Genomic DNA, 24,657 nt, shown 5'->3' with positions numbered 1-24,657 from the left:
CTCACTTGATGAACATATTTCACTTATAAATAGAGTTAAAGGAAAGCTTATGAAAGTGATCGAGGGTGGCTTCCCAGCGCCAAATGCAAAAATTGCTATCGTTATTTCTCGTTTCAACAGTTTTATTAACGAAAGCCTACTTTCTGGTGCGATCGATACACTAAAGCGTCACGGACAAGTAAGCGAAGACAACATCACGGTTGTGCGTTGTCCAGGTGCCGTAGAACTACCTCTAGTAGCTCAGCGTGTTGCTAAAACTGGCAAATTCGACGCTATTGTTTCTCTAGGGTCTGTTATTCGCGGTGGAACGCCTCACTTTGACTATGTTTGTAGTGAAATGAACAAAGGTCTAGCACAAGTGTCTATGGAATTCAGCATTCCAGTAGCATTTGGTGTTTTGACTGTTGATACGATCGATCAAGCGATTGAACGCGCAGGAACCAAGGCTGGTAATAAAGGTGCAGAGGCTGCACTAAGCGCACTTGAAATGATTAATGTACTATCTGAAATTGATTCCTAATGGGGGCCAGTGTGAAACCAGCCGCACGTCGTAACGCACGTCAATTCGCTCTACAGGCGATCTACTCATGGCAAATTACTAAAGAGAATGTTGCCAAGATTGAAGAACAGTTTTTGTCTGGCGACAAATACGATGAAGAAGAACTTCATGCATCTGAGCCAGCGCTTGCTGCTCCAGAAACAGACGTAGCTTACTTCCGTGAACTACTAAGCGGTGTTGTACTTAGCCACGCTGAGCTAGATAGCAAAATTCGTCCATACATCTCTCGTCCTATGCAGGATTTAGATATGATGGAACTTGCTCTTCTTCGCCTTGCTATGTACGAGATGACTCGTCGCGAAGATGTTCCTTACAAAGTTGTTATCAATGAAGCGATTGAACTTGCAAAAGTCTTCGCAGCAGAAGATAGCCACAAGTTTGTGAACGGTGTACTTGATAAAGCAGCACCTCACATTCGTAAGAAATAACGATTTCTTCAATGAAAAGGTCAGCACATGCTGACCTTTTTTGTATCAAAAGCTTTTACATCAAAAAGTAAGTGAATTATGTCTGGTGAATTTAATCTGATAGACAAGTATTTCGTCGGTCGTCAGGGCCAACGTAAAGATGTCCATCTAGCCGCTGGTGATGATTGCGCTTTGGTCAAAGCGCCAGCTAATGTTCAGATTGCGATTAGCACGGATACATTGGTAGCTGGAACGCATTTCTTAGCCGACGCGAACCCAGCATGGGTCGCACACAAAGCATTGGCTTCTAACATCAGTGATTTGGCTGCGATGGGCGCAACGCCTGCGTGGGTGAGCTTCGCATTAACGATGCCTGAGCCAGATGAAGAATGGCTTGCACCTTTCTGTGATGCATTTTTCGAACTGGCTGATTACTATGGTATTCAGTTAATTGGCGGTGACACAACCAAAGGACCTTTGTGCTTAACGCTGACGGTGCAAGGTTTTGTGCCTGAAGGTAAAGCACTCACACGTTCCGGAGCAAAGCCAGGGGACTGGGTGTACGTAACAGGGAACCTTGGCGATGCCAAAGCTGGCTTGGATGTGATTCTAGATGGTTCTCTACGCAGCAGGGCAGGTGCGGAAGCTCTAGAGCGAGCTCATTACCTCAGTTCTCCGCGTGTGCTTGCTGGACAAGCTCTGATTGGCTTAGCCTCTTCGGCGATAGATATTTCAGATGGTTTAATCTCTGATATTAAGCACATTTTACAGCGATCTCAGGTTGGGGTGAGTATTGATGTCTCTCAGCTACCGATCTCTTCAGAATTAGTCCAGTTTTTAGATGATAAGATCAGCGCGCAGCAGTATGCTTTAGCAAGTGGCGAAGAGTACGAATTGTGTTTTACCGTGCCGGAGCAAAATCGAGGCTCGTTACAAAGCGCTTTATCTCATACTGGCTGTAAGGTCACATGTATTGGTCAAATCCGACCAAATGGAACCTTCGAGCTGCATGATAACAATCAACCACTTGATTGGGACTTAAGTGGCTTCGACCACTTTAAATGATCTGAGCTAAGCTCTAGCCAAGAGCCTGTTACCATTGAGCAACTCGCAGGCGTGACGATTGAAACCAAACTAGCAGTATAGGTTTAAGGATATGACCAACCCTCTTTCTCTGATTTCATTAAAGAACCCGTGGCATCTATTGGCGACGGGTTTTGGCAGTGGATTATCCCCGTTTATCCCAGGAACAATGGGGACACTGGCGGCCGTGCCCTTTTTTTTGTTGTTGGCGCAATTGCCATTTTCGGCGTACGTCATTGTTGTTCTGATTTCGTGTGTGATCGGTATTCAAATCTGCCAAGTGACGTCTGCAGACATGAAAGTACATGATCATGGTTCAATCGTATGGGATGAATTTGCGGGTTTTTGGATTACGATGAGCATCGTCCCTGCGCTAAATATTCCGTTGACCGAGTGGAAGTGGTTGATCACTGGCTTCATCTTGTTCCGTTTTTTCGACATGGTAAAACCGTGGCCAATTGGGTGGCTAGATAAGCGAGTTCACGGTGGGCTGGGTATTATGGTTGATGATATCGTGGCGGGAATTATGGCCGGTGTTGCCCTGTTTCTAGTCGCAAAATACGCTGGCTGGATGAATTAAACGCTGGACATAAAAAAGGGATGCCATGAGCATCCCTTTTTAAATTCTATTTTGCTAAATAATCCAAGATGGATTTTTCAATCCCTTTTGCATCGAGACCAAGCTCTTCATGCAGTTCATCTTGTGTTCCTTGATGAATAAACTCATCGGGTAAGCCTAGGTTTAAGACTGGCTTAATGATTTTATCTTTCATCATAAACTCAACGACACCTGCACCTGCACCACCTGCGATAACATTTTCTTCTAACGTCACGAGCACGTCATGATCTGCGGCTAATTGACGAATTAATGCTTCATCGAGCGGCTTCACAAAGCGCATATCAGCAACAGTGGCGTTAAGGTATTCTGCCGCTTCTAACGCGTTACCCAAGAAAGTACCAAAGTTCAGAATAGCAACTTTTTCACCTTGGCGAACCATGCGTCCTTTACCGATTTCTAAAGCCGTAAACTCAGTTTCGATTTCTACGCCCATCCCGCTACCGCGAGGGTATCGAACCGCACTAGGGCCAGTATGTTTATGGCCAGTGTAAAGCATTTGTCGACATTCGTTTTCGTCACTTGGCGCCATGATCACCATGTTCGGAATACAGCGCATAAAGCTTAGATCGAATGCGCCTTGGTGAGTTTGGCCGTCTGCACCAACGAGACCTGCACGGTCGATAGCGAACATTACTGGTAAATCCATGATCGCGATATCGTGGATCAGTTGGTCATAACCACGTTGCAAGAAAGTCGAATAGATAGCTACGATTGGATGATCGCCAGCAATTGCCATGCCTGTTGCAAGTGTCACAGCGTGTTGCTCAGCAATCGCCACGTCAAAGTATTGGTCTGGATATTCTTTTGAGAAACGTACCATACCAGAGCCTTCGCGCATTGCTGGCGTAATTGCCATTAGCTTAGGATCTTGGGCCGCCATGTCACATAAAAAGTCACCAAAGATTTTTGAGTAAGTTGGCTTACCGCCACTGCTCTTCGGTAAGCTATTGTTTGCCGGTGCGAACTTCGGTACTGCGTGGTAGCCGATAGGATCTTTCTCGGCAGGCTCATAACCTTTGCCTTTCTTGGTCATGATGTGCAGGAATTGAGGGCCTTTGAGCTCACGCATGTTTTTTAGCGTTTTGACGAGTTCATTGACGTCGTGTCCATCAATAGGGCCAATGTAATTAAAGCCGAACTCTTCAAACAGAGTACCTGGCACTACCATGCCTTTTAGGTGCTCTTCCGTACGGCGAACCAACTCTTTAATAGGTGGAACACCAGACAGCACTTTCTTACCGCCTTCACGGATAGAAGTGTACAAGCTGCCAGAAAGTACTTTCGCAAGGTGGTTATTCAGGGCGCCGACGTTTTCTGAAATCGACATTTCGTTGTCGTTCAAAATCACCAACATATCAGGATGAACGTCGCCAGCGTGGTTCATGGCTTCGAATGCCATGCCTGCTGTAATTGCGCCATCACCAATCACACTGACGATTTTGCGACCTTTACCTTCTTTTTGTGCGCTGATGGCCATGCCAAGACCTGCACTAATCGATGTCGAAGAGTGGCCGACAGATAAGGTGTCATATTCACTTTCTTCACGCCAAGGGAAAGGGTGTAGACCATCCTTTTGGCGAATTGTTGGCATTTTATCGCGACGTCCGGTGAGGATTTTATGCGGATAAGCCTGATGACCAACATCCCAGATCAATTTGTCGATAGGGGTGTTGTAAACATAATGCAGAGCGACAGTTAGCTCCACGGTGCCTAAGCCAGACGCTAAGTGTCCGCTAGATTGGCTCACTGAATTTAGCAGATACGTTCGCAGTTCATCACACAGATTTGGTAATGTTTCTTTCGGAAGGAGACGTAATTCTTCCGGTGTATTTGCTAACGCCAGTGTTGGGTACTTTGAAATATCAAGAGTCATATAAATGCGCGCTTATAGTGTTAATTTTTGCGCTCGATGACATATCGGGCGAACTCTTCGAGTAACTGAGTATTGTATGGGATAGCTTCCAATGCTTGAAGTGCTTCCTGTAACAGAGTGTGAGCTTTCTCTATGGCTCCCTCTAAACCCAGCAGGGAAGGATAAGTGCTCTTATTCAGACCTTGGTCGGAACCTTGAGGCTTACCCAGTGTTTCTGTGTCACTGATGATATCAAGAATATCGTCTTGAACCTGAAACGCCAAACCAATTGCTTTTGAGTAGCGCTCCAAGTGAGGTAGAACCTCGATACCTTTCTCACCAGCAGCTAATGCACCTAATTTTACCGCACAATCAATCAGAGCTCCGGTTTTTTTACGGTGTATCTCTTCCATTTCTTCAAGAGAAACTTGGCGATTTTCTGCGCCTAAATCTAAAGCTTGTCCAACACACATGCCGTTGGCGCCAGAAGAATGCGCCAACGCTTTGATCATATTGATGCGTTGAGTCTCGGCTGCCGGGTTTAATTGACCATCGGCAATAATGGTGAAGGCGAGAGTTTGTAGTGCATCACCTGTCAGTATTGCGGTTGCTTCATCAAACTTAATGTGACAAGTTGGTTGACCTCGACGCAGTTCATCATCGTCCATGGCTGGCAGATCATCATGAATGAGTGAGTAGGCATGTATACATTCGATAGCAGCGGCAGGAGTGTCTAAGTCTTCTGGTTTACAGCCGAGCATTTGACCTGTGATGTAAACAAGAAAAGGGCGAACGCGTTTTCCACCTAGCAAAAGGCCGTATTTCATTGCCTGAATCAATGGCTGCTCTTGATATGGAAGCTGATCGAGCCACAAGTTCAATTGCTGATTGTTTCTTTGTTGAAAAGACGTCAATGTCTGTTGCATCACATTGCTCACTACTGATGGTTATTCTGAATCTGGTTTGAAGTCACTCAGTGGTGCTTCATCATCTTCGCTGAGAAGAATACTTACGCGCTGTTCGGCGTCGCTAAGTTTAGTTTGGCCGGCACGAGCTAAGGCAATGCCTCGTTCAAACTTACGTAGAGCATCATCTAGGGCAAGATCGCCATTTTCTAATTGATCAACCAAGCTATCAAGCTCTTCAATGGTTGCTTCGAAGGTCATGTTTTCTGGTTTCTTGACCGCCATCTTTTTTCTGCCTTAATCAAGCCTTGGAGAAGATGCACGAAAGTTACCTTAGCCTAGTAACTTGGTCAAATTTAACCTTATATAATTGTCACAAAATTAGCGTTAAACGAGCCTAAGCGCTGAAACCCCATATTTTGGTTAAGGTTGTTAAGTCTAATTTGTGATCCATTAGCTAAGATTTTTCTAAAAATTCTGCGCGAGTTGTCGATACAGGTAATAATCCGCCCAATGGCAGTATTTGAGTATAGCGTGAGGAGTGCTTTGTGGATTTAGCAACCCTATTAGGTTTGATTGGTGGTTTTGCATTCGTCATTATGGCGATGGTGCTTGGTGGCAGCATCGGCATGTTTGTCGATGTCACGTCGATCCTTATTGTCGTTGGTGGCTCAATATTTGTAGTACTGATGAAGTTCACAATGGGACAGTTCTTTGGTGCAACAAAGATCGCAGGCAAAGCCTTCATGTTTAAAGCGGATGAACCGGAAGACTTGATCGCAAAAATTGTGGAAATGGCCGATGCAGCACGTAAAGGTGGTTTTCTTGCTCTTGAAGAGATGGAAATTAATAACACTTTTATGCAAAAAGGCATTGATTTGCTTGTTGATGGCCATGATGCCGACGTGGTAAGAGCAGCCTTAAAAAAAGACATCGCGCTTACGGATGAACGACATACTCAAGGCACTGGCGTATTTCGCGCCTTTGGTGACGTTGCCCCTGCAATGGGGATGATTGGTACCTTGGTTGGCTTAGTCGCAATGCTTTCGAACATGGATGACCCAAAAGCGATTGGACCAGCAATGGCGGTTGCGCTCTTAACCACATTGTATGGCGCGATCCTGTCCAACATGGTGTTTTTCCCTATTGCAGATAAGCTTTCTCTGCGCCGTGACCAAGAAACGCTAAACCGCCGTTTGATCATGGATGGTGTATTAGCGATTCAAGATGGTCAAAACCCGCGAGTGATTGATAGCTACTTGAAGAACTACCTCAACGAAGGTAAACGTGCCCTTGAGATTGACGAGTAACTTGGAGAGTAGTGATGGATGATGAAGATAACAAATGCGATTGTCCGCCACCCGGTCTCCCGTTATGGATGGGGACATTCGCGGACTTAATGTCGCTACTGATGTGTTTCTTTGTTCTTCTGCTCTCGTTTTCTGAGATGGACGTGCTGAAGTTCAAACAGATTGCGGGGTCAATGAAATTTGCCTTCGGTGTACAAAATCAACTTGAAGTGAAAGACATTCCCAAAGGTACCAGCATCATTGCTCAAGAGTTTCGACCGGGCCGACCGGAACCAACGCCGATTGATGTCATCATGCAGCAAACCATGGACATCACTCAGCAGACGCTCGAATTTCATGAAGGGGAGTCTGACCGAGCTGGTGGCACAAAGCGTGATGAAGGCAAGTTAACGGGGGGCCAGTCGCCAGAAACGTCAACGCAAAACAATCAATCTGCAGAAGCGGACATGCAACAGCAGCAATCTGAAGAGATGTCGCAAGAGATGGAAACCTTGATGGAAAGCATCAAGAAAGCCTTAGAGCGAGAGATTGAACAAGGTGCCATTGAAGTTGAAAATCTTGGCCAACAGATTGTTATACGTATGCGTGAAAAAGGTGCATTCCCTGAAGGTTCGGCCTTCTTGCAGCCTAAATTCCGCCCTTTAGTTCGACAAATTGCAGAGTTAGTAAAAGACGTGCCAGGCATTGTGCGAGTATCTGGTCATACGGACAACCGACCGTTGGACTCTGAGCTTTATCGTTCTAACTGGGATCTCTCCTCTCAGCGCGCCGTATCGGTCGCACAAGAGATGGAGAAGGTGAGAGGTTTCTCTCATCAACGTTTGAGAGTGCGAGGCATGGCAGATACTGAACCATTGTTGCCGAATGATTCTGATGAAAATCGCGCGCTTAACCGGCGGGTTGAAATCAGCATCATGCAAGGCGAGCCACTATACAGTGAAGAAGTGCCTGTAATTCAATAACTAGACTTTGGTTTTAAGTCAGTAGAGAGATAAGAAAGCGAGCAGATTGCTCGCTTTTTTTGTTTTTCCAATCCGCTTGGGTGTATAATCTTGCGCCTTAAAAGTGAGCTCAGACTACTTTTTGTGACTGAAACGCGGTTTTACTGCGTATGAAGTATTGAAGTTGAGTGTCACTCTTTGTTGATTGCGAAACTAACCTGCGAATTAGACTATGAAATTTATTGTAAAGCCCCATCCAGAAATTTTTGTAAAAAGTGAATCTGTGCGTAAGCGCTTCACAAAGATTTTAGAGTGCAACATTCGTAACATCATTAAGAGCCGCACGGAATCTGTCGCGGTATTCAACCGTCGTGATCACATTGAAGTGACCTCTGAGAGTAACGAATTCCACGCTGAAGTTCTTGAGGTTTTGACTCATACACCAGGCATTCACCACGTACTGGAAGTGAAGCAGACCGAATTTAAAGATTTGCACGATATCTTCGAACAAGTACTGGAGCTAAATCGCTCTGCACTCGAAAATAAAACCTTTGTTGTACGTGCGAAGCGTCGCGGTAAGCACGACTTTACCTCTATCGAACTAGAGCGTTATGTCGGCGGTGGTTTAAACCAAGCTATTGAGAGCGCAAGAGTTAAGCTGCAAAACCCAGACGTGACGATCAAGGTGGAAGTCTCGAATGATAAGCTAAACCAAGTGCTGGCTCGTCATAAAGGTTTAGGCGGCTTCCCACTGGGCACACAAGAAGACGTGTTGAGCTTGATCTCTGGTGGTTTTGACTCTGGTGTTTCTAGCTACCTTCATATCAAGCGTGGCTCAAAAGTACATTACTGCTTCTTTAACTTAGGTGGTCCAGCACACGAAATCGGCGTTAAGCAGGTTTCTCACTACCTATGGAACAAATACGGTTCTTCTGCAAAAGTACGTTTCATTTCAGTTGATTTCGAACCTGTGGTTGCGGAAATCCTAGAGAAAGTCGATGACGGCCAAATGGGTGTTATCTTGAAGCGTATGTTCATGCGTGCAGCAGGCATGATCGCTCAGAAGATGAAGATCGAAGCATTGGTAACAGGTGAAGCGCTAGGTCAAGTATCGAGCCAAACGCTAACCAATCTACGCCACATCGATAACGTAACGGACACGTTGATTCTGCGCCCACTTATCAACTGGGATAAAGAAGACATCATTAACCTAGCACGCGAAATTGGCACGGAAGACTTTGCGAAGACTATGCCAGAGTATTGTGGTGTTATTTCTAAGAAGCCGACAGTAAAAGCGATTAAAGCGAAGCTAGAAGCGGAAGAAGAGAAATTTGACTTTAGCATTCTTGAGCAAGTAGTTCGTGATGCACGCATGATGGACATTCGTGATATCGCGAAAGAGTCTGAGCAAGCTGCACCAGAAGTCGAGCAGGTTGAAGCGGTAGAGGAGCACGCGGTTGTGCTAGATATTCGTAGTCCTGAAGAGGAAGACGATAACCCGCTCGAAATCGAAGGTGTGGATGTGAAACATATTCCATTCTACAAGTTGGGTACACAGTTTGGTGATTTAGACCAATCTAAGACATATCTATTGTACTGTGACCGTGGTGTGATGAGCCGTCTGCAAGCACTTTACTTGCAAGAGCAAGGCTTCAATAACGTAAAAGTTTACCGCCCATAGTTGACTGATAAAAAGACGTTAAAAGGCGCAAATTGAGACATCAATTTGCGCCTTTTTTGTTTTTGATCGCGTTACAGCTAATCATTACTTAGCATAATGTTGAGGCTTATCGCAAAGCCATACACTTTGTGTTGATATAACGATAATTAATCCGAAAGAAGAGAAATAAAGTGATGTTGCTGCCAGATATACGGATGAGATTTTCGATAGATAAAAAAACACCGCCTAATTTAGGCGGTGTAACAAATTTGACAGACAGGTCAAAAATAAATACAGGAAGTATATGTTTTGTCACAGGGAGTGTGGACAAAACATTATGGTAGAAATCTACCTAACTCGAAATACGAGTTTGCAAACACAACATCGCAACAACGAAGCCAATTGATTTCCAAAGAAATCAAGCCGTTCAGGCTCGTGTTGCGGGGTGAAATATAGAATTTATCTGGCTGTTCGACAACGGACATTTTATAATGTTTCAGATTAAAAAAACTAATCCTATTTGAGGTCCCATATGTCTCGCAGATTGCCTCCATTAAATTCGCTTCGAGTCTTCGAAGCGGCTGCTCGCCATCTCAGTTTTACGCGAGCGGCAGAAGAGTTGTTTGTTACTCAAGCCGCAGTCAGTCACCAAATTAAAGCACTCGAAGAGTTCTTATCGTTGAAGCTCTTTCGTCGCCGTAATCGTTCGCTATTGTTGACAGAAGAAGGGCAAAGTTACTTTCTCGACATCAAAGATATTTTCACCTCGATTGCCGAGGCGACAGATAAGGTATTGGAACGTAGTGAAAAAGGAGCATTGACGATCAGTCTACCGCCGAGTTTTGCTATCCAATGGTTGGTGCCTCGTTTGGCCGATTTTAATGCTCAAGAGCCAGATATCGATGTACGTATTAAAGCTGTAGATATGGATGAAGGTTCACTGACTGATGATGTAGATGTCGCTATCTATTATGGCCGTGGGAATTGGCCGGGTTTGCGAGCGGATAAATTGTACCAAGAGTTTCTGATCCCACTTTGTTCACCTTCGTTACTTTTAGGCAACAAACCATTAGAATCTCTAAGTGACCTCAAATTACACACTTTGTTACATGATACTTCGCGTAAAGACTGGAAGCAGTTTGCTCGTCATTACAACATCGAAGGTATCAATGTAAACCACGGTCCTATTTTCAGTCACTCGACGATGGTGCTACAGGCTGCTGCGCATGGTCAGGGGGTCGCGCTTGGTAACAACGTACTCGCCAAGCCAGAAATGGAAGCTGGACGACTCATCGCGCCATTCGACGAGGTGTTGATCTCCAAGAATGCATTCTACGTGGTGTGTCATGAACAGCAGGCAGATATGGGCCGAATCGCAACGTTTAGAGACTGGATGTTAGCGACCGCGAGAAAAGAGCAAGAGGAAGTATTAGATGAGCCAATGGATAGTTGAGGGACCTGAGAGCGGTCCTCTATTTATCTTTGCCCATGGCGCTGGAGCGGGGATGGAACATGATTTCATGACCGCCGTTGCCAAAGGATTAGTTGAGCAAGGAATTCGCGTGGTGCGATTTAACTTCCCGTATATGATTAAGCGAGCGGAAGATGGGAAAAAGCGCCCACCAGATCGTGCGCCAAAACTGTTGGAAGCCTATGAAGAAGTGATTGCTCACTTTACCTCTCAACCTATTGTCATTGGTGGCAAGTCAATGGGTGGTCGCATGTCGAGTTTACTGGCTGAAAATGAGCTGGTGGCGGGCATTGCCTGTTTAGGGTTTCCATTTCACCCACCGGGAAAACCAGAGAAATACAAAGGCGAGCACTTAGCAACTATTGAGAAACCTACGCTGATTCTACAAGGGGAGCGAGACACCTTTGGTAAGCGTGAGGAGTTCGATGACTTTGTCCTTTCATCGCAAGTTAAGGTGAGTTTTTTACCCGATGGTGACCACAGCTTTAAACCGCGCAAGAGCTCAGGCCATACCGAGGCGGGTAACATCGAGCTCGCGGTAGAGCAGTTAGCGGCGTTTATCAAAGGGGTGTACCGTGAAAAGTAAGTGGTTACTCTCATTTTCTGGTCTGTCTGGGCTGGTTTCTGTCGCTCTAGGTGCCTTTGCTGCACATGGGCTAAAAGCTCAGCTGGCTCCGTATTTGCTTGGCGTATTTGAGACCGGAGTGTTGTACCAATTTATTCACACGCTGGCGATTGTGTTTTGTGCGGTTTTATTGCTATTGAATTTGGGACAAAAAGCACAAAAATATTTTTTCATTGCAGCGATTTGCTTTATCATCGGCATCTTTTGTTTTAGCGGCAGTCTTTACGCACTGGCGCTGACAGGCATTAAGTGGTTTGGCCCGATTACTCCAATGGGAGGATTGCTGTTCATGATTGGTTGGTGTCTGTTCTTTTTTGCTGCGTTCAATATCAAAGAGGTCTCCAAGTGAAACAACTAATGCTCTATTGCCGTTCTGGCTTTGAGAAAGAGTGTGCTGGTGAAATTCAGGACAAAGCGACACAGTTGGAAGTGTATGGCTTCCCTCGTGTGAAGAGAAACTCAGGTTATGTTGTCTTCGAGTGTTACCAAGATGGAGATGCGGACAAACTTGCGAGAGGTTTGGACTTTAAGTCGTTAATCTTCGCTCGCCAAATGTTTGCGGTAGCGGCTGAGTTTCAATCGCTGCCAAGTGATGACCGCATTAGCCCAATTTTGAATGAGCTAGCAGACATTGAAGCGTTTCCTCGCTGTGGGGATTTGAGAATTGAAACTCCGGATACGAATGAAGCGAAAGAGCTACTGAAATTCTGCCGTAAATTTACTGTCCCAATGCGTCAAGCGTTGCGCGGTAAAGGTTTAATGTTGAACAAAGACAACGCGAAGAAGCCAGTACTGCACATTTGTTTTGTGGAGCCTGGCCACTGTTATGTCGGTTATTCTTACACTGACAATAACTCTCAGTTCTTCATGGGTATTCCTCGCCTTAAGTTCCCAGCAGACGCCCCAAGTCGTTCAACGCTAAAACTGGAAGAAGCATTTCACGTCTTTATTCCACGTGAAGAGTGGGATGAGCGTTTGGCTCCAGGAATGTGGGGGGTCGATTTAGGGGCATGTCCAGGCGGTTGGACGTACCAATTGGTGAAGCGCTCGATGTTCGTTCACTGTGTCGATAACGGCATGATGGCAGACAGCTTGATGGAAACCGGCCAGATCAAGCATCATATGGTGGATGGTTTTAAATTCGAACCAGACCGTAAGAACGTAACATGGATTGTTTGTGACATGGTAGAAAAGCCAGCTCGTGTTGCTCACCTTATGGGCCAGTGGCTGTTAAAAGGTTGGGCGAAAGAGGCAATCTTTAACCTTAAGCTGCCAATGAAAGGCCGCTATGACGAGGTGCTGCAAGACCTTGAAAACCTGAAGCAGTTCCTGATTGATAATAAGGTAAAGTTCAGACTACAAGCTAAGCATTTGTATCATGATCGTGAAGAAATCACGATTCATATCCAGTGTCTATCGAACATTTCGCCGTACTAATTCTATCTCCGAGTCATTTGGGGATAGTCCCGAGAATAGAAAAAAGCGCCTTCAAATGGCGCTTTTTTATTGTCTGAGAGCTTTATGGTTTGAAACCATCATCAGACACTATTCCGCTTTATTTGGTCCTGTAAAGCGAATGTCCTGTAAGTTAAAGCCGAGTTCAATGTCGCACTTTAAAGCCGCGACGCGTTTACATAGGCGTGCAGACTCAATGTGCTCGTCTAATTTTTTACGGTATTTCGGTGCGAGGTCTTCACTGGCGTAGGCTGCTTCAATATTCTCAAACTGAGTAAGAATCTCTTTCGCCGCTTTCGGTCCAATGCCCGGAACCCCTGGCACTTGGCTAGAGCTGATCCCCGTTAACCCCCAATAATCGGCCAGTTGGCTCGGTTTTACGCCGAACTCTTTTTCGATAAACGGTTCATCTAACCAACGATGTTGGAAGTAATCACGGATCTGTAGGGTAGGAGAAAGCAGCTGACAGTAGCCTTTATCCGTAGAAACGATGGTGACCTTTTCACCATGACTGGCCACTTTCGTCGCGAGAGTAGCAACCAAGTCGTCCGCTTCATCGCCTTCAGAAAGCAATGAATCAATACCTTGTTCCCACCATGCTTGCTGAATCGCATCTAGACCTTGCATCAGTGGTTCCGGCATTGGTTTTCGATTTTGCTTATAGTCTGGGAGAATCTCTGCTCGCCATCCTCTGTCTTGTTCATGGTGATCGAAAACCGCGATGATGTGTGTCGGGTTGGCTTCTGACAGAATGCGAGTGAGGGTTCTTTGTGTCGTGGTGATGGTTCTTGCTATATCGGTTGGATCCGGTTGTGCAGAGTGCACACGGCGGATCAGGTTTAGGGCATCAATAATAACAAGGTGAATAGACATAATGACTTAGCAATAAAAAAGGGGCGTAATGCCCCTAGTGTAACGAATGCTAGCCTGACTATCGACCACCAATTTCTGGGTGAGCGATACGATAACACGGTTCGTAGTCTGAACCGCCAGGCAATTTCATTCGGTGTTGTTCGACAAAGTCTTGTAGTAACTTATCGAGCTTTTTCATTAGCACAGGATCACCGTGAATGGTGAAAGGGCCTCGACGTTCGATTTCTCGAATGCCTTCGGCTTTTACGTTACCAGCCACGATACCGGAGAAAGCTTGACGCAGGTTGGCCGCTAAGACTTGAGGTTCTTGATCTAAGCTTAAATCCAATTGCTCCATCGACTCATGAGTTGGATCGAATGGTAACTGGAAGTTAGGCTCGATTTTTAATGACCAGTTAAAGCTATAAGCATCGCCTTTTTCTTTTCGGTGAAGGCGTACAGAGTCCATGGAGCGCTTCATGATGCGTGCCACTTCTGCCGGATCGTCAATGACGATCTCGTAATGCTTTTGACCTTCTTCGCCAAGTGTATCGCGAACAAACTCGTCGATAGAGCGGAAGTACTCTTCACTCTCTTTTGGTCCTGTTAACACGATAGGCATTGGCTGATCGGCGTTGTCTGGGTGCATCATAATGCCAAGAATATACAGCAACTCTTCTGCAGTGCCCGGACCACCAGGGAAAATCACAATGCCATGCGCCATACGTACAAAGGCTTCCAAACGCTTTTCGATGTCCGGCATGATAACCAGCTCATTCACGATTGGGTTTGGTGGCTCGGCTGCAATAATCGAAGGCTCGGTTAAACCAAGATAACGTTGCTGAGTATAACGCTGCTTCGCATGTCCGATAGCGGCACCTTTCATTGGCCCTTCCATCGCACCAGGGCCACAACCCGTGCAGATATTAAGTTCACGCAAGCCAAGCTCGTTACCGACTTCACGTGTGTATTGATATTCCACGCCATTGATAGAGTGACCACCCCAACACACGACGAGGTTTGGCTCGATACCTGGTGTGAGTGCTCTGGCATTACGCAGAATACCGAACACGAGGTTAGTGATGTGAATTGGGTTCGTCAGGTTGAGTCGTTGTGCGTCTGCTAAATGCATATTGACATAAACGATATCGCGTAACACGGAGAACAGATGCTCTTGGATACCTTTAATTATCTCGCCATCGACAAAGGCGTGTTCAGGTGGGTTAGTCAGCTCAAGCTTAATACCACGTTCGCGGCGCACTACGTTGACATCAAACGACTGGTGTTTATCGAGCAGCTCTTTCGAGTTATCGGTATGACTGCCGGAGTTCAACACCGCTAACGTGCAGTTGCGGTACAGTTGATAAAGTTCACTCGAGGCCGTGTTTTTTAAGCGCTCTACTTCTAATTGAGATAGCAAGTCCATGCTACCAGCGGGGCTTATATGGGTAATCATAACGCCTCCTTGTGTTGCATTATTTTGAGGGAAAGTACCAACTCACCTTTTTGGGTTATACGTATGGTTTGATGAAAGGTTGTTGGCCGATTTGGTTTTATGGTTATTGACTCCCAAGCAACCTCAAGATGGTACATTCGCGTTCTGTAAATGCATCATCTTGAAGTGACTTGGGTTTTTACAGCTTAGCAGACTGAAAGGGAAGAAATGTGATAACTCGTTGAAAATGGGTGGTTATAAAGCGTAAATTGCGCCAATTCTGGTTTGTTTGTTCGCTTTTTGTACGAAATCTAGCTCCAGTTAAGCTGATTTGTTCCACGTTTTTTAGCGTCCGCAAGCATCTTGCCGAGTCGATCGAGTACATACTCTGGCGTATCGGACTCTTTAAAAGAGGTCGACACAGCCGCTAGGGTGATCATGATATTTTGCTCACGGAACTTAAATGGTAATTGGCTAATATCACGCTGGATATGTTTAATGAGATCCAGTGTGTATTCTTCAGATTGTTCTGGAACGAGTAAAATAAACTCTTCACCACCAAAGCGAGCTACCGTCTCAGTTTCTGATACGCGTTTATTAATGGTGCGAGCGATGATCTTCAACGCTTTATCACCAGCCGTATAGCCATAGCTGTCATTCACCGCTTTGAAGTTATCAACGTCAAACAACACTACACGCAGGTTCTGTTGAGAGCGAATCCAACGGCGATACTCTAGCTCCAGTCGATCATTAAATGCGGTGCGGTTATAGACTTTAGTCAGAGGGTCGAGCAACATGCGCTGAGCTTGGTCATCTAAGCGTCGACGATGATCTTGGGTGGTTTCAAACACGGCTTCGAGCTGGTTCTTACTGTAATTCAAACGCTCTTGCAGCGCTTGTTCTCGTTCTTCCGTCATTTTAAGTCGCTCTGTCAGCGACGCCATTTTCGCAAGTAACGGGGCGATTTCTTTTTTTACATCCGCTAGATCTTGAGCTTGGTCGAGCGATAGTTGACTCAATTCAATCAGACTGTTCATTTCTGTGTTGAGCTCTTGGCGGTGCTCAAAGTAGGTATGATGTTGGTCGACGTTCTGATGAACGGTTTTTAGGTTACTTGCGAGAGAAGTGTTCAGCTGCTCAAGGAATTGGCTAGACGCTTCGCGCTCGAACTTTGTTGCTTCGACAACCAATTTCAGCGTTGAGAGCGTAAGCTCAATGAGAGACTCTGCACTCACGCCAAGAAGCAGCTTAGCCCGAATATCGAGCAATCGATCTCCCGTTTCTCCCTCAAAATCCAGCTCGGTGATGGTATGTTGTAGATCGCTGGCTAAGCACTCAAGTTGAGACTTATCAGGATTATTCTCAAACTCACTGAGATGCAAACGCGAGTTGGAAGTGATGATTTTCAGAGCGCGTTCGTAAATGCTCAGTAGCTTAGTGGCTTGATCGGCTTTATTGCTGGCATGAGCTTCTGAGAAACTCATTAAGTTCCGTAGTTCACGTTTTAACTGCGCAGGTAAACCTGTGACACGTTGGAGTGTTTCACCACTGTGTTTGATTTGTTCGTCTAGGTAGCCGTTCTGTTTGTCCATCGTCTTCGACTGCTGTTTGAGCATTCTCTCTAATACCGCTAAACGTGGAATAAGAGTACTGATATCTTTTTGATGTTGCAGCTCTTGTTGGATTTCAAACAGGTAATTGGATACCTGGGTATTCGAACCCTGGCAAGCTGAAGACAATGATGCCACAACGCGTTTAAGAACTTGTTGTTCACGTTTGAATTTGAGTGAAGTATCACGATGTGTCAGTCTGAGTTGGTCAAGTTGACAACTCAGCTGATGAAGCTGCGACTGAATATCGGATTCCAAGATTCCCATGAAGTGACTACGGTTAAGTCCATGTACTACTGACAATTATCCGATAATAACAAAAAACGTTATAGCGTCATTAGTTATTATGTCTAACAGGCGTTTAATTATCCATTTTTTAATATTTTCTTGATGTCGTCCTCATTCTTGTAGGACGAATGGATCTTAATCAGGCCTTGGCTAATGGCATGCTGACAGGCGGTTCTTATGTTACCCGTTGCAAAGCTCGCGGCGGGTGCGTTATCGATGGCTTTCAAGAAAACCCAGTGGCTTTGCTTATCCTTCAAGCTGACTTCTCGCGCAATGTGAGTCGCAAGCAGCAACAGATCGAGTAATTCCTCGTCGTTAATTGCAGTGTAGGCTCGTGGTAAGAACGGATAATCGCTGATACCCATGCGAATAATACGGTTGACGTTGTGCTGCTGAGCGAACTCATCCACCCAAGTCTGGAATTTCTCGAACATGACTTCGGCAGAAGCATCACGGTCAGCGTTCGGTTCTATGTAGAGTAGGTTTGCATCTGAGAAATGGTAAAGGCGCGACGGTTTTTCTATCTTTTCCGCTAGGAAGTCACCAAATGCGCGCTCCAGCTCCAAGCCCGCTTTATAGCCGTTATGGACGTACATGCTTCGTAGGAATGGCAAGTCGATCATGACAAAGCGCAGGCGATCGTTAAGTGGCTCGTGGATCAATTCGCCCATTTGCCATTGCTCGAAAGTTTCGCTCGACTTTTTCAATGAGCGAGACAGCTTCACGTTCAGCATACGCAAGTTACGTAAACGGGAACGAGAGTGAGTGAAGAGATCATTACGCAGTTTTTCGATTTCACTTGCTTGGCGCTGCATGATCACGCCGCGGCGCATAATGAACAAAAACATCACCAACACAGTAATAAACAATGCGAATGAGATTTTCTGGAATTTGCGGTGTTCCCTTTCCACTTGCTCAAGGCGTTCCGATTGACCGATATAGTGGATGGTTTGTTCAGCAAATTCTTTTTGTTGGCGGAATGCATCCTCACTGATTTGGTTGAGCTGCTTTTGCTCTAAACGCACAAGGTTGGTGTATTTCTTATAAGCCTGCAGAGAAAGTTGGTATTCGCCTGCCTGTTCGTAACCAAGCCCGAGTAAGCGGTAAGACTGCTGCTTAATGAAGTTGTTATTTTCAGGTGACTTTTCAGCAAGTGCTAACGCCAGCTTTGCATTGGTAATGACGTTTTTACTGTCGTTTTGATGATAAGCCAAACCTGACTGAAGCAACGCTGCCTTTGCTTCAAGCTTAGGTATGTCAGTGTATTCTAAAAGCTCTTTAGAGCGGTCTAGGTATTGTTCTGCTAGCGCGTAATTGTACAGTTGCAGATAGGTAGCCGCCAAGCTTAAGCGAATCTTAATGATCCGATTAATGTTCTTACTGGTGCTTTCATGGTCCAGCACGTTGAAGTAGTGCACTAAGGCAAGGTTAAACTTGCCTTGGTAAAAATAAATGTCACCCATTTGCTCAAGGACATCCGCTAGGATGGGAGAGCTAGGGTAGGAGTCATAGAAGTCTGCGGCTTGAGATAAGTATTCGATCGCTTTGTCGTAAACTCGGCGCTCTTGGAATAGCCTCGCCAACAGGCGATTAACTTTTGCTAACCTTGCGCCACTGTCACTCTCAATAGATTGCCAATAACCGTAAAGCAGTTCCGACAAAGCCAAATTGTATTTTTTGCTATTCAGATAAAACTCGCCGACGGCTGTGTAATAGTCGATCAAGGCTAAGTCAGATCGGCTGTCTTCAAGCATAGTTTTGGCTTGAGAATACAAACTTTCCGCTTTAATCAGATCGCCACTATGTGAAGCGAGGAGCGCTCTTTGCATCACTAATCGATAGCGAACGCTGTCGGTACGTTGCAATACCGCATCAGCTTCATCAAGTTGCTGCTCAATTTGGTTAAGCGTATCTTCCGCTTTTGAATAGTTTTTGTCGTACATCCAAATCATTTGGTTGCGCATCAGCTGGAGATCTAAGTCCATGTACGGCAATTGATATTCTTGCGCTAAGCGCTCGGCTTTGTTTAGGTGTTCGATAGCCGAACGAACGTTACCCATGGCGTAGTCTGCCTGAGCGATAATCTTGTGTGCTTCGATGGTGCTGCTTGGTGTGCGAACGCTACGATCGGTCTCGTCACGAGACATAGCAGAAGGGCTGTCACTCTCTTTGCGTTCCGTTAGCTCACGTTGTGACAAGTAGTTGGTTGCCGCTTGTTTTGCTTGTGATGGCTCTATTTCCGCCAATTGTTGTGCTTCGTTGAGTAACGCGGACGATAAAATGGTCGCGTGAAGCGGCTGTACAAACAGCAAGCAAAGAAAGCCAATCAACTTGAATAGACGCGAACTGTCCCAAAACATCCTTTCGTTCCCTCGAACTGTTTTTAGATATGGCGGATAACGGTAAAAGACCTCAACAAGCCTCTTAAATGCAGGTTGAAGCCATTTGATATAGTAACATGCTTGGACAATAAAAACGTCCGGTAACCCTTTAGATTACCGAACTTATTTCTGTCACTAACGCGATTACTGACGAGCCATGCGGTGGTTGTGATCTGGCTTGTCTTGTTCCGTTGAGCGGTACGGGTTGATGTCCAAGCCACCACGGCGCGTGTAGCGGGCGAATACGGTCAGTTTGCTTGGTTGGCAGTATTTCATTAGATCAGTAAAAATACGCTCAACACATTGTTCGTGAAATTCGTTGTGCTCGCGGAAAGATACCAAGTAACGCAGCAGTTTCTCGCGATCTATTTTCGCACCTTGGTAGCGAATTTCTACACTGCCCCAGTCAGGCTGGTTAGTGATTAAACAGTTTGACTTCAATAGATGGCTATGTAGGATTTCTTCCACTTGCTCTTCACCTGCTGCGCCTTCAAGCAAATTGGCATCAAAATCGTAACTGGTGATGTCAATGTCTTGGTCATCAATGCATTCGCCTTCCATTGTCACAATAGGCTGATTGGTGTAGTGAGTAACCGGGTTCACCTCGACCAACACCTTTTCACCGGCACATTCAGATAGGTCTTGCGTTAAACGCTCTTCAACTTCTTCCCAGCTTGAAAAACGGGTTTGGTTGTAGCTGTTTAAGTACAGTTTGAAAGACTTCGACTCAATCAAGTTTGCACTGGTAGCTGGAATGTATACTTCGCCAACGGCCACTTGTGGTAAGCCTTTACTATTTAACCAAGATAGCTCGTACAGCGTCCAAATGTCGTGGCCCATAAAAGGAAGGCTGTCGCCTAACTGAAGGTCATCTCGGTTTAGGCTACGAGGAACTGGTTGCAGCAAGCTTGGGTCGTATTGGTTCGCATACTCGGTCTGTTTACCTAGTGTTAGGCCAGCAAGCTCTTTAGCGTCAGAATATTTGCTCATACTTTGTGGTCGTTTTCGATTAGAATGGCGAGAATTTTACTGAATCCGCTGGTCAATTGCCATCCGGCAAACACGGCTATCTGATAAATAAGGAATGAGGAGACCTTCATGACCCAAAACGTTACTCAGGCGCTACAAGAGTTCAGCCTGCGCTACCAACAAGCTTGGCAAGCTAAATATAATGAGTTGCCAAGCAGTGAAGAGCTTGCAGATCTTGTTTCTCCTTGTGTCGAAGAGAAGCGTGATGGAAAGGTGCTTTGGAAAGCGGTCGCACGTGATGAAATGGCCGATTTCACTAATGTGGAAAATGCGATTGAGTTGTCACTGCAAGATGATGTAAAAGCCTTTTATGGTTCTCAATACAGCGCCGATATGGAGGCAACTTGGCAAGGTAATTCGTTGACGCTGCTGCAAGTGTGGAGCGATGATGATTTTGTGCGCCTACAAGAAAATATTCTTGGTCATTTGGTGACGCAACGTCGCCTGAAACTTAAACCAACGGTATTTATCGCGGCGACAGATGAGGAAATGGATGTAATCTCTATTTGTAACCTCACTGGTAATGTGATTTTAGAGCGTTTAGGTACGTCTAAACGCGATGTGCTGGCGGATTCATTGGCTGAGTTCTTGAGCAAGTTAGAGGCCGCTGTCTAAATATGTACGTTGTTGAGTTGCAGTTTGAGTGTTTTGATAACACCACCGTCAGCGCGGTAGACAAAGCCATTAATGGCTTGATGGATGCGTTGCGTTACAACGGCCAAGTACTAGGCCGTGAATTCCCGATAGTGATGGGAGATGGCGAGTTTTATGTTCGTGTCGTTTGCCCAGAGCAAGACAGTTTGCATCCACGTTATCACTCAGATTTTGTCAAAGTGTGCATGAACCGTTTGTCAGACGCGTCTTTGCTTGCACCGAAAATGCGTATGCTTGGTCGTGATTTAAATTCAGAACAAGCGGCCGAAGACGAAGCGCCAAGTTGGCAAGTGCTCTACACGACGTATGTGCACACATGCTCGCCACTGCGCAGTGGTGAAACCTTGTTGCCGATTCCTTTGTATCGCAATGAGCCGACGCTAAATGGTGACCATAAAGCCGTCATCAAATGGCAGACAGAATGGCAAGCGTGCGATGAAATCCAAATGGCTGGCGGGTGCCGTGCAGAGCATGCGGCGCTGCACGAGATTTGCGATGTAGACAGCGTGTTGTTCCGCCGCGGTTGGGATTTGCGAGGTCGTATCGAATACATCACCAAGGTTCCTACGTACTATTACCAATATCGTGTCGGTGGTCAGTCGCTGGAGAGTGAGAAAGCGCGCAAGTGCCCAAAATGCGGTGGAGAGTGGCTACTCGATGAGCCACTACATGACATATTTCACTTTAAGTGTGATGACTGCCGAATCGTGTCGAATATCTCTTGGGACCACCTTAAGTAACTAATTGAGGTTACTAAAATGGTTAGATAGAGAAATAAAAGGGCTGATGTTTTCACATCAGCCCTTTTTATGTTCAGACTATTATTTTCAGTACGGTTTAGAAAAGTGGGATTACCAACCTTTCACTACGCCGCCTTTGAACAGCTCTTTTGCCGCTTCGTAAACTTCTTCCGTTTGGTAAGCTTTTACGAAGTTTTGTACGTTTTGCGCATTAACATTTTCTTCGCGAGCAACAATTAGGTTTACGTATGGTGAGTCTTTATCTTCAACGAACACGCCGTCACGCTCTGGCGATAGGTCGATAGAGCTTGCGTAAGTGGTGTTGATGATAGATAGCGTTACGTCATCCAATGAACGTGGAAGTTGTGGCGCTTCTAACTCAATGATTTCGATATTTTTAGGGTTGCCTACGATGTCACGTACTGTAGCGAGTAGACCAACGCCATCACGTAGCGTAATCAAACCTTGTTGCTCAAGAAGCAGTAGTGAGCGACCTAGGTTCGTTGGATCGTTTGGAACTGCGATGCGTGCGCCATCTTGGATTTCATCGATTGACTTCACTTGCTTAGAGTAACCAGCAATAGGGTAAACGAATGAGTTACCCGCGATAGCCAGTTTGTAGCCGCGGTCTTTCACTTGTTGATCTAGGTATGGTTTATGTTGGAACGCATTCGCGTCTACTGAACCATCATCCAGAGCGGCATTTGGCGTTACGTAATCGGTAAATGTTACTAATTCAACGTCTAGGTTGTACTTTTCTTTTGCTACTTTAGCTGCAACTTCGGCAACTTGTGCTTCAGCACCAGCAATAACGCCAACTTTTACTTTATTTACGTCTACTTCTTTGTCGCCACAACCCGCTAGAACAAGAGCAGAAGCGGCCGTTGCTACAGTCAAAAGACCTTTAAGGCTAAATTTCATCTTTATCTCCTTATAATTTGTATTTTCAATGCTTATCTGTGGTCTACACGGCGCACCACTGCGTCACCGATAGACTGAATAATCTGTACTAGAACAATCAGCATCACGACAGTCACAGCCATGATAGTTACATCGTAGCGGTGGAAACCGTAACGGATGGCTACGTCGCCGAGTCCGCCGCCGCCTACCGTACCCGCCATGGCCGAGTAGCTAACGAGAGTGACTAAGGTGATCGTTACTGAGTTAACAATAGTCGGCATTGCTTCAGGTAGTAGAACTTTTGTGATGATCTGTGTTGGTGTTGCCCCCATTGACTGCGCCGCTTCCACCAAGCCTGTTGGTACCTCTAACAAAGCACCTTCAATAAGACGGGCAACAAACGGAATGGCACCAATAGTCAGTGGGACGATTGCTGCGGTTGTACCGATAAAGGTTCCAACTAGCATTTTTGTCACTGGAATAATCGCAACCATCAGGACGAGGAATGGCACAGAACGACCAATGTTAACGACAGCGCCTAAGCTGCTATTTAGTTTGGTGTTTTCAAGTAGGCCGCCTTTCTTAGTAATATGGAGGATTACGCCTAATGGAATACCCACGGCAAAGCCGACTAATCCGGCAACCGCAACCATGTAAAGCGTTTCCCACGTTGCACCTAAAAGTAGTTTGCTGTTTAAACTCAGCCATTCAGAAATTGTGTTAAAGGACATAACCAAGTACCTCTACTTTTACGTTGTGCTTGCGCAGGTATTCCAATGCTGCGTTGTCATCTTCTTCGTTACCAAATAGCTCTGCGACCATCATGCCGAATTTCACGCCGCCAGCGTAATCAAGATCGGAGCTCAAAATACTCACATCAATATTGTATTTACGAGAAATTTGCGACATTAACGGTGCATCGACGGTTGCGCCAGTAAACTCTAAGCGAACCAACGGGTAGCTGCCATCAACACGCTCTGCTTGCAGACGTGCTTGGTAATCTTCAGGAATGGATAGATCCAGCGTTGAGCGAATGAATTGGTGCGCCAGCTCCGTTTTAGGGTGCGCGAAAATATCGCCAACGGTGCCTTTCTCCACCAACTCACCACCACCGATGATCGCCACTTCGTGACAGATGCTTTTTACCACTTCCATTTCGTGGGTGATCAGTAGAATCGTGATGTTGAGTTTGCGGTTGATCTCTTTCAATAGCTCAAGGATAGATTGAGTTGTTGCAGGATCCAGTGCGCTAGTGGCTTCGTCACACAGTAGTACGCTTGGATCGGATGCCAATGCGCGAGCAATAGCCACACGTTGTTTTTGACCGCCACTTAGGTTGGACGGATAGCTTTCGTGTTTGTCGGCTAAGCCAACAAGTTTTAGTAACTCAGTGACTTTTGTTGTGATTTGCGATTTGTCTTTGCCTGCCAGTTCCAGTGGTAGCGCCACGTTATCAAACACAGTACGAGACGAGAGCAGATTAAAATGCTGGAAGATCATGCCGATGTTACGGCGCGTTTCGACCAACTGCTTTTTGCTGAGTTTTGTTAAATCAATGCCATCAACGATGATGGAGCCAGATGTTGGTGCTTCTAACATGTTTACGCAGCGGATCAGCGTACTTTTACCAGCACCAGATGAACCGATAACACCGAAGATGGTGCCCTTGGCGATGTGTAGGTTAATGTCTTTCAGGGCAAGGATTTCCTTACTGCCTTGGTAGAACACTTTATTGACGTTTTTTATTTCTATCATGTTTCAACCTGCCCAAAGATACGGGGAACTTCGCTGTCAAAAACGGCCTTTGACAGAACTTAATGTTGAGCTTTATCTCACTTCTCAGTTGATGCTATGGGTTAACCAGAATGAAGTCAATAGATA

The 24,657-nt window shown here is 45.7% G+C and carries 24 protein-coding genes; 13 read left to right on the top strand and 11 right to left on the bottom strand.

All coding sequences use genetic code 11. From position 1 onward, the window contains the following. Window positions 1–49: 49 nt before the first annotated feature. The 4 genes from ribE (at window position 50) to pgpA (ending at window position 2,629) form a co-directional block, all read left to right on the top strand. Window positions 50–520, top strand: coding sequence for a 6,7-dimethyl-8-ribityllumazine synthase (gene ribE / locus FKN16_RS16165; protein WP_005381572.1), 471 nt, complete (start codon window positions 50–52; stop codon window positions 518–520). Next, a complete protein-coding gene (nusB, locus tag FKN16_RS16160; protein WP_005381571.1) occupies window positions 520–987 on the top strand; it encodes a transcription antitermination factor NusB in 468 nt (155 codons plus the stop codon). The genes ribE and nusB overlap by 1 nt, the downstream gene beginning before the upstream one ends. Window positions 988–1,065: 78 nt before the next feature. Continuing rightward, a complete protein-coding gene (gene thiL, locus FKN16_RS16155) occupies window positions 1,066–2,031 on the top strand; it encodes a thiamine-phosphate kinase (protein ID WP_170903087.1) in 966 nt (321 codons plus the stop codon). 91 nt (window positions 2,032–2,122) lie between these two features. Further along, window positions 2,123–2,629 carry a phosphatidylglycerophosphatase A gene (gene pgpA, locus FKN16_RS16150; RefSeq protein WP_170903086.1) on the top strand — a complete coding sequence of 169 codons (507 nt, stop codon included), beginning with the start codon at window positions 2,123–2,125 and terminating at the stop codon, window positions 2,627–2,629. 46 nt (window positions 2,630–2,675) lie between these two features. Here pgpA and dxs read toward each other — a convergent pair whose 3' ends face one another. From dxs to xseB, 3 genes are read right to left on the bottom strand one after another with little or no spacing between them, the layout of a single operon-like run. Next, a complete protein-coding gene (gene dxs / locus FKN16_RS16145; RefSeq protein WP_046874309.1) occupies window positions 2,676–4,541 on the bottom strand; it encodes a 1-deoxy-D-xylulose-5-phosphate synthase in 1,866 nt (621 codons plus the stop codon). Between the two features lie 20 nt (window positions 4,542–4,561). Continuing rightward, complete coding sequence (ispA, locus tag FKN16_RS16140; RefSeq protein WP_005391389.1) at window positions 4,562–5,446, bottom strand: (2E,6E)-farnesyl diphosphate synthase; 885 nt, start codon at window positions 5,444–5,446, stop codon at window positions 4,562–4,564. Between the two features lie 21 nt (window positions 5,447–5,467). Continuing rightward, on the bottom strand, window positions 5,468–5,710 hold the full coding sequence (gene xseB, locus FKN16_RS16135) for an exodeoxyribonuclease VII small subunit (protein ID WP_005381566.1): 243 nt from the start codon (window positions 5,708–5,710) through the stop codon (window positions 5,468–5,470). A gap of 263 nt (window positions 5,711–5,973) precedes the next feature. On the opposite strand from xseB, the gene pomA reads away from it, so the two are divergent. The 7 genes from pomA (at window position 5,974) to rlmM (ending at window position 12,869) form a co-directional block, all read left to right on the top strand. Beyond that, a complete protein-coding gene (gene pomA / locus FKN16_RS16130) occupies window positions 5,974–6,735 on the top strand; it encodes a flagellar motor protein PomA (RefSeq protein ID WP_005381564.1) in 762 nt (253 codons plus the stop codon). 14 nt (window positions 6,736–6,749) lie between these two features. Further along, entirely contained in the window at window positions 6,750–7,697 is a 948-nt protein-coding gene (locus tag FKN16_RS16125) for a flagellar motor protein MotB (RefSeq protein ID WP_006741833.1), read from the top strand. Window positions 7,698–7,908: 211 nt separating this feature from the next. Continuing rightward, a complete protein-coding gene (thiI, locus tag FKN16_RS16120; protein ID WP_031780206.1) occupies window positions 7,909–9,357 on the top strand; it encodes a tRNA uracil 4-sulfurtransferase ThiI in 1,449 nt (482 codons plus the stop codon). Window positions 9,358–9,868: 511 nt separating this feature from the next. Next, the gene (locus tag FKN16_RS16115) at window positions 9,869–10,789 is read left to right on the top strand and encodes a transcriptional regulator GcvA (protein ID WP_005391378.1); all 921 of its coding nucleotides are present in this window, start codon (window positions 9,869–9,871) and stop codon (window positions 10,787–10,789) included. Continuing rightward, entirely contained in the window at window positions 10,770–11,393 is a 624-nt protein-coding gene (locus tag FKN16_RS16110) for an alpha/beta fold hydrolase (RefSeq protein WP_104971354.1), read from the top strand. The genes FKN16_RS16115 and FKN16_RS16110 overlap by 20 nt, the downstream gene beginning before the upstream one ends. Then, a complete protein-coding gene (locus FKN16_RS16105; RefSeq protein WP_005391376.1) occupies window positions 11,383–11,781 on the top strand; it encodes a DUF423 domain-containing protein in 399 nt (132 codons plus the stop codon). Before FKN16_RS16110 ends, FKN16_RS16105 begins: the two co-directional genes overlap by 11 nt. Beyond that, window positions 11,778–12,869: a 23S rRNA (cytidine(2498)-2'-O)-methyltransferase RlmM gene (gene rlmM / locus FKN16_RS16100; protein ID WP_005391375.1), complete on the top strand. Its 1,092-nt coding sequence runs from the start codon at window positions 11,778–11,780 to the stop codon at window positions 12,867–12,869. The genes FKN16_RS16105 and rlmM overlap by 4 nt, the downstream gene beginning before the upstream one ends. 108 nt (window positions 12,870–12,977) lie before the next feature. On the opposite strand, the gene xni is transcribed toward rlmM, so the two are convergent. The 5 genes from xni to queF all read right to left on the bottom strand — a co-directional run bounded on the left by xni (window position 12,978) and on the right by queF (window position 20,443). Continuing rightward, window positions 12,978–13,760 (bottom strand): flap endonuclease Xni, encoded by a 783-nt coding sequence (gene xni, locus FKN16_RS16095; protein ID WP_005391374.1) that lies wholly within the window; start codon window positions 13,758–13,760, stop codon window positions 12,978–12,980. A gap of 58 nt (window positions 13,761–13,818) precedes the next feature. Then, window positions 13,819–15,195, bottom strand: a complete 1,377-nt coding sequence (gene ppnN / locus FKN16_RS16090) for a nucleotide 5'-monophosphate nucleosidase PpnN (RefSeq protein WP_005391372.1) — start codon at window positions 15,193–15,195, stop codon at window positions 13,819–13,821. Between the two features lie 290 nt (window positions 15,196–15,485). Next, entirely contained in the window at window positions 15,486–17,051 is a 1,566-nt protein-coding gene (locus FKN16_RS16085) for a GGDEF domain-containing protein (protein WP_170903085.1), read from the bottom strand. 98 nt (window positions 17,052–17,149) lie between these two features. Further along, window positions 17,150–19,432: a hypothetical protein gene (locus tag FKN16_RS16080; RefSeq protein ID WP_005391368.1), complete on the bottom strand. Its 2,283-nt coding sequence runs from the start codon at window positions 19,430–19,432 to the stop codon at window positions 17,150–17,152. A gap of 165 nt (window positions 19,433–19,597) precedes the next feature. Continuing rightward, window positions 19,598–20,443: an NADPH-dependent 7-cyano-7-deazaguanine reductase QueF gene (gene queF, locus FKN16_RS16075; protein ID WP_170903084.1), complete on the bottom strand. Its 846-nt coding sequence runs from the start codon at window positions 20,441–20,443 to the stop codon at window positions 19,598–19,600. Window positions 20,444–20,551: 108 nt separating this feature from the next. Between queF and syd the strand changes: the two genes are divergently transcribed. Then, on the top strand, window positions 20,552–21,097 hold the full coding sequence (syd, locus tag FKN16_RS16070) for a SecY-interacting protein (RefSeq protein ID WP_053808745.1): 546 nt from the start codon (window positions 20,552–20,554) through the stop codon (window positions 21,095–21,097). A 2-nt stretch (window positions 21,098–21,099) separates the two neighbouring features. Further along, entirely contained in the window at window positions 21,100–21,876 is a 777-nt protein-coding gene (locus FKN16_RS16065; RefSeq protein WP_170903083.1) for a Zn-ribbon-containing protein, read from the top strand. A gap of 111 nt (window positions 21,877–21,987) precedes the next feature. Here the strand turns inward: FKN16_RS16065 and FKN16_RS16060 are convergent, their stop codons facing one another. Genes FKN16_RS16060 through metN form a run of 3 tightly spaced genes read right to left on the bottom strand, consistent with a single transcriptional unit; the run spans window position 21,988 to window position 24,531 of the window. Continuing rightward, complete coding sequence (locus FKN16_RS16060) at window positions 21,988–22,797, bottom strand: MetQ/NlpA family lipoprotein (RefSeq protein WP_005391357.1); 810 nt, start codon at window positions 22,795–22,797, stop codon at window positions 21,988–21,990. Window positions 22,798–22,829: 32 nt separating this feature from the next. Beyond that, window positions 22,830–23,507 carry a methionine ABC transporter permease gene (locus FKN16_RS16055; RefSeq protein ID WP_005391355.1) on the bottom strand — a complete coding sequence of 226 codons (678 nt, stop codon included), beginning with the start codon at window positions 23,505–23,507 and terminating at the stop codon, window positions 22,830–22,832. Continuing rightward, the gene (gene metN / locus FKN16_RS16050; RefSeq protein WP_005391353.1) at window positions 23,497–24,531 is read right to left on the bottom strand and encodes a methionine ABC transporter ATP-binding protein MetN; all 1,035 of its coding nucleotides are present in this window, start codon (window positions 24,529–24,531) and stop codon (window positions 23,497–23,499) included. Before metN ends, FKN16_RS16055 begins: the two co-directional genes overlap by 11 nt. Window positions 24,532–24,657 lie beyond the last annotated feature (126 nt).

The sequence above is a fragment of the Vibrio sp. 11-4(1) genome (assembly GCF_013048625.1).
Taxonomy (GTDB): domain Bacteria; phylum Pseudomonadota; class Gammaproteobacteria; order Enterobacterales; family Vibrionaceae; genus Vibrio; species Vibrio diabolicus.
The sequence above is the reverse complement of the archived record's forward strand: the minus strand, read 5'-3'. Positions and strand labels throughout refer to the sequence as shown.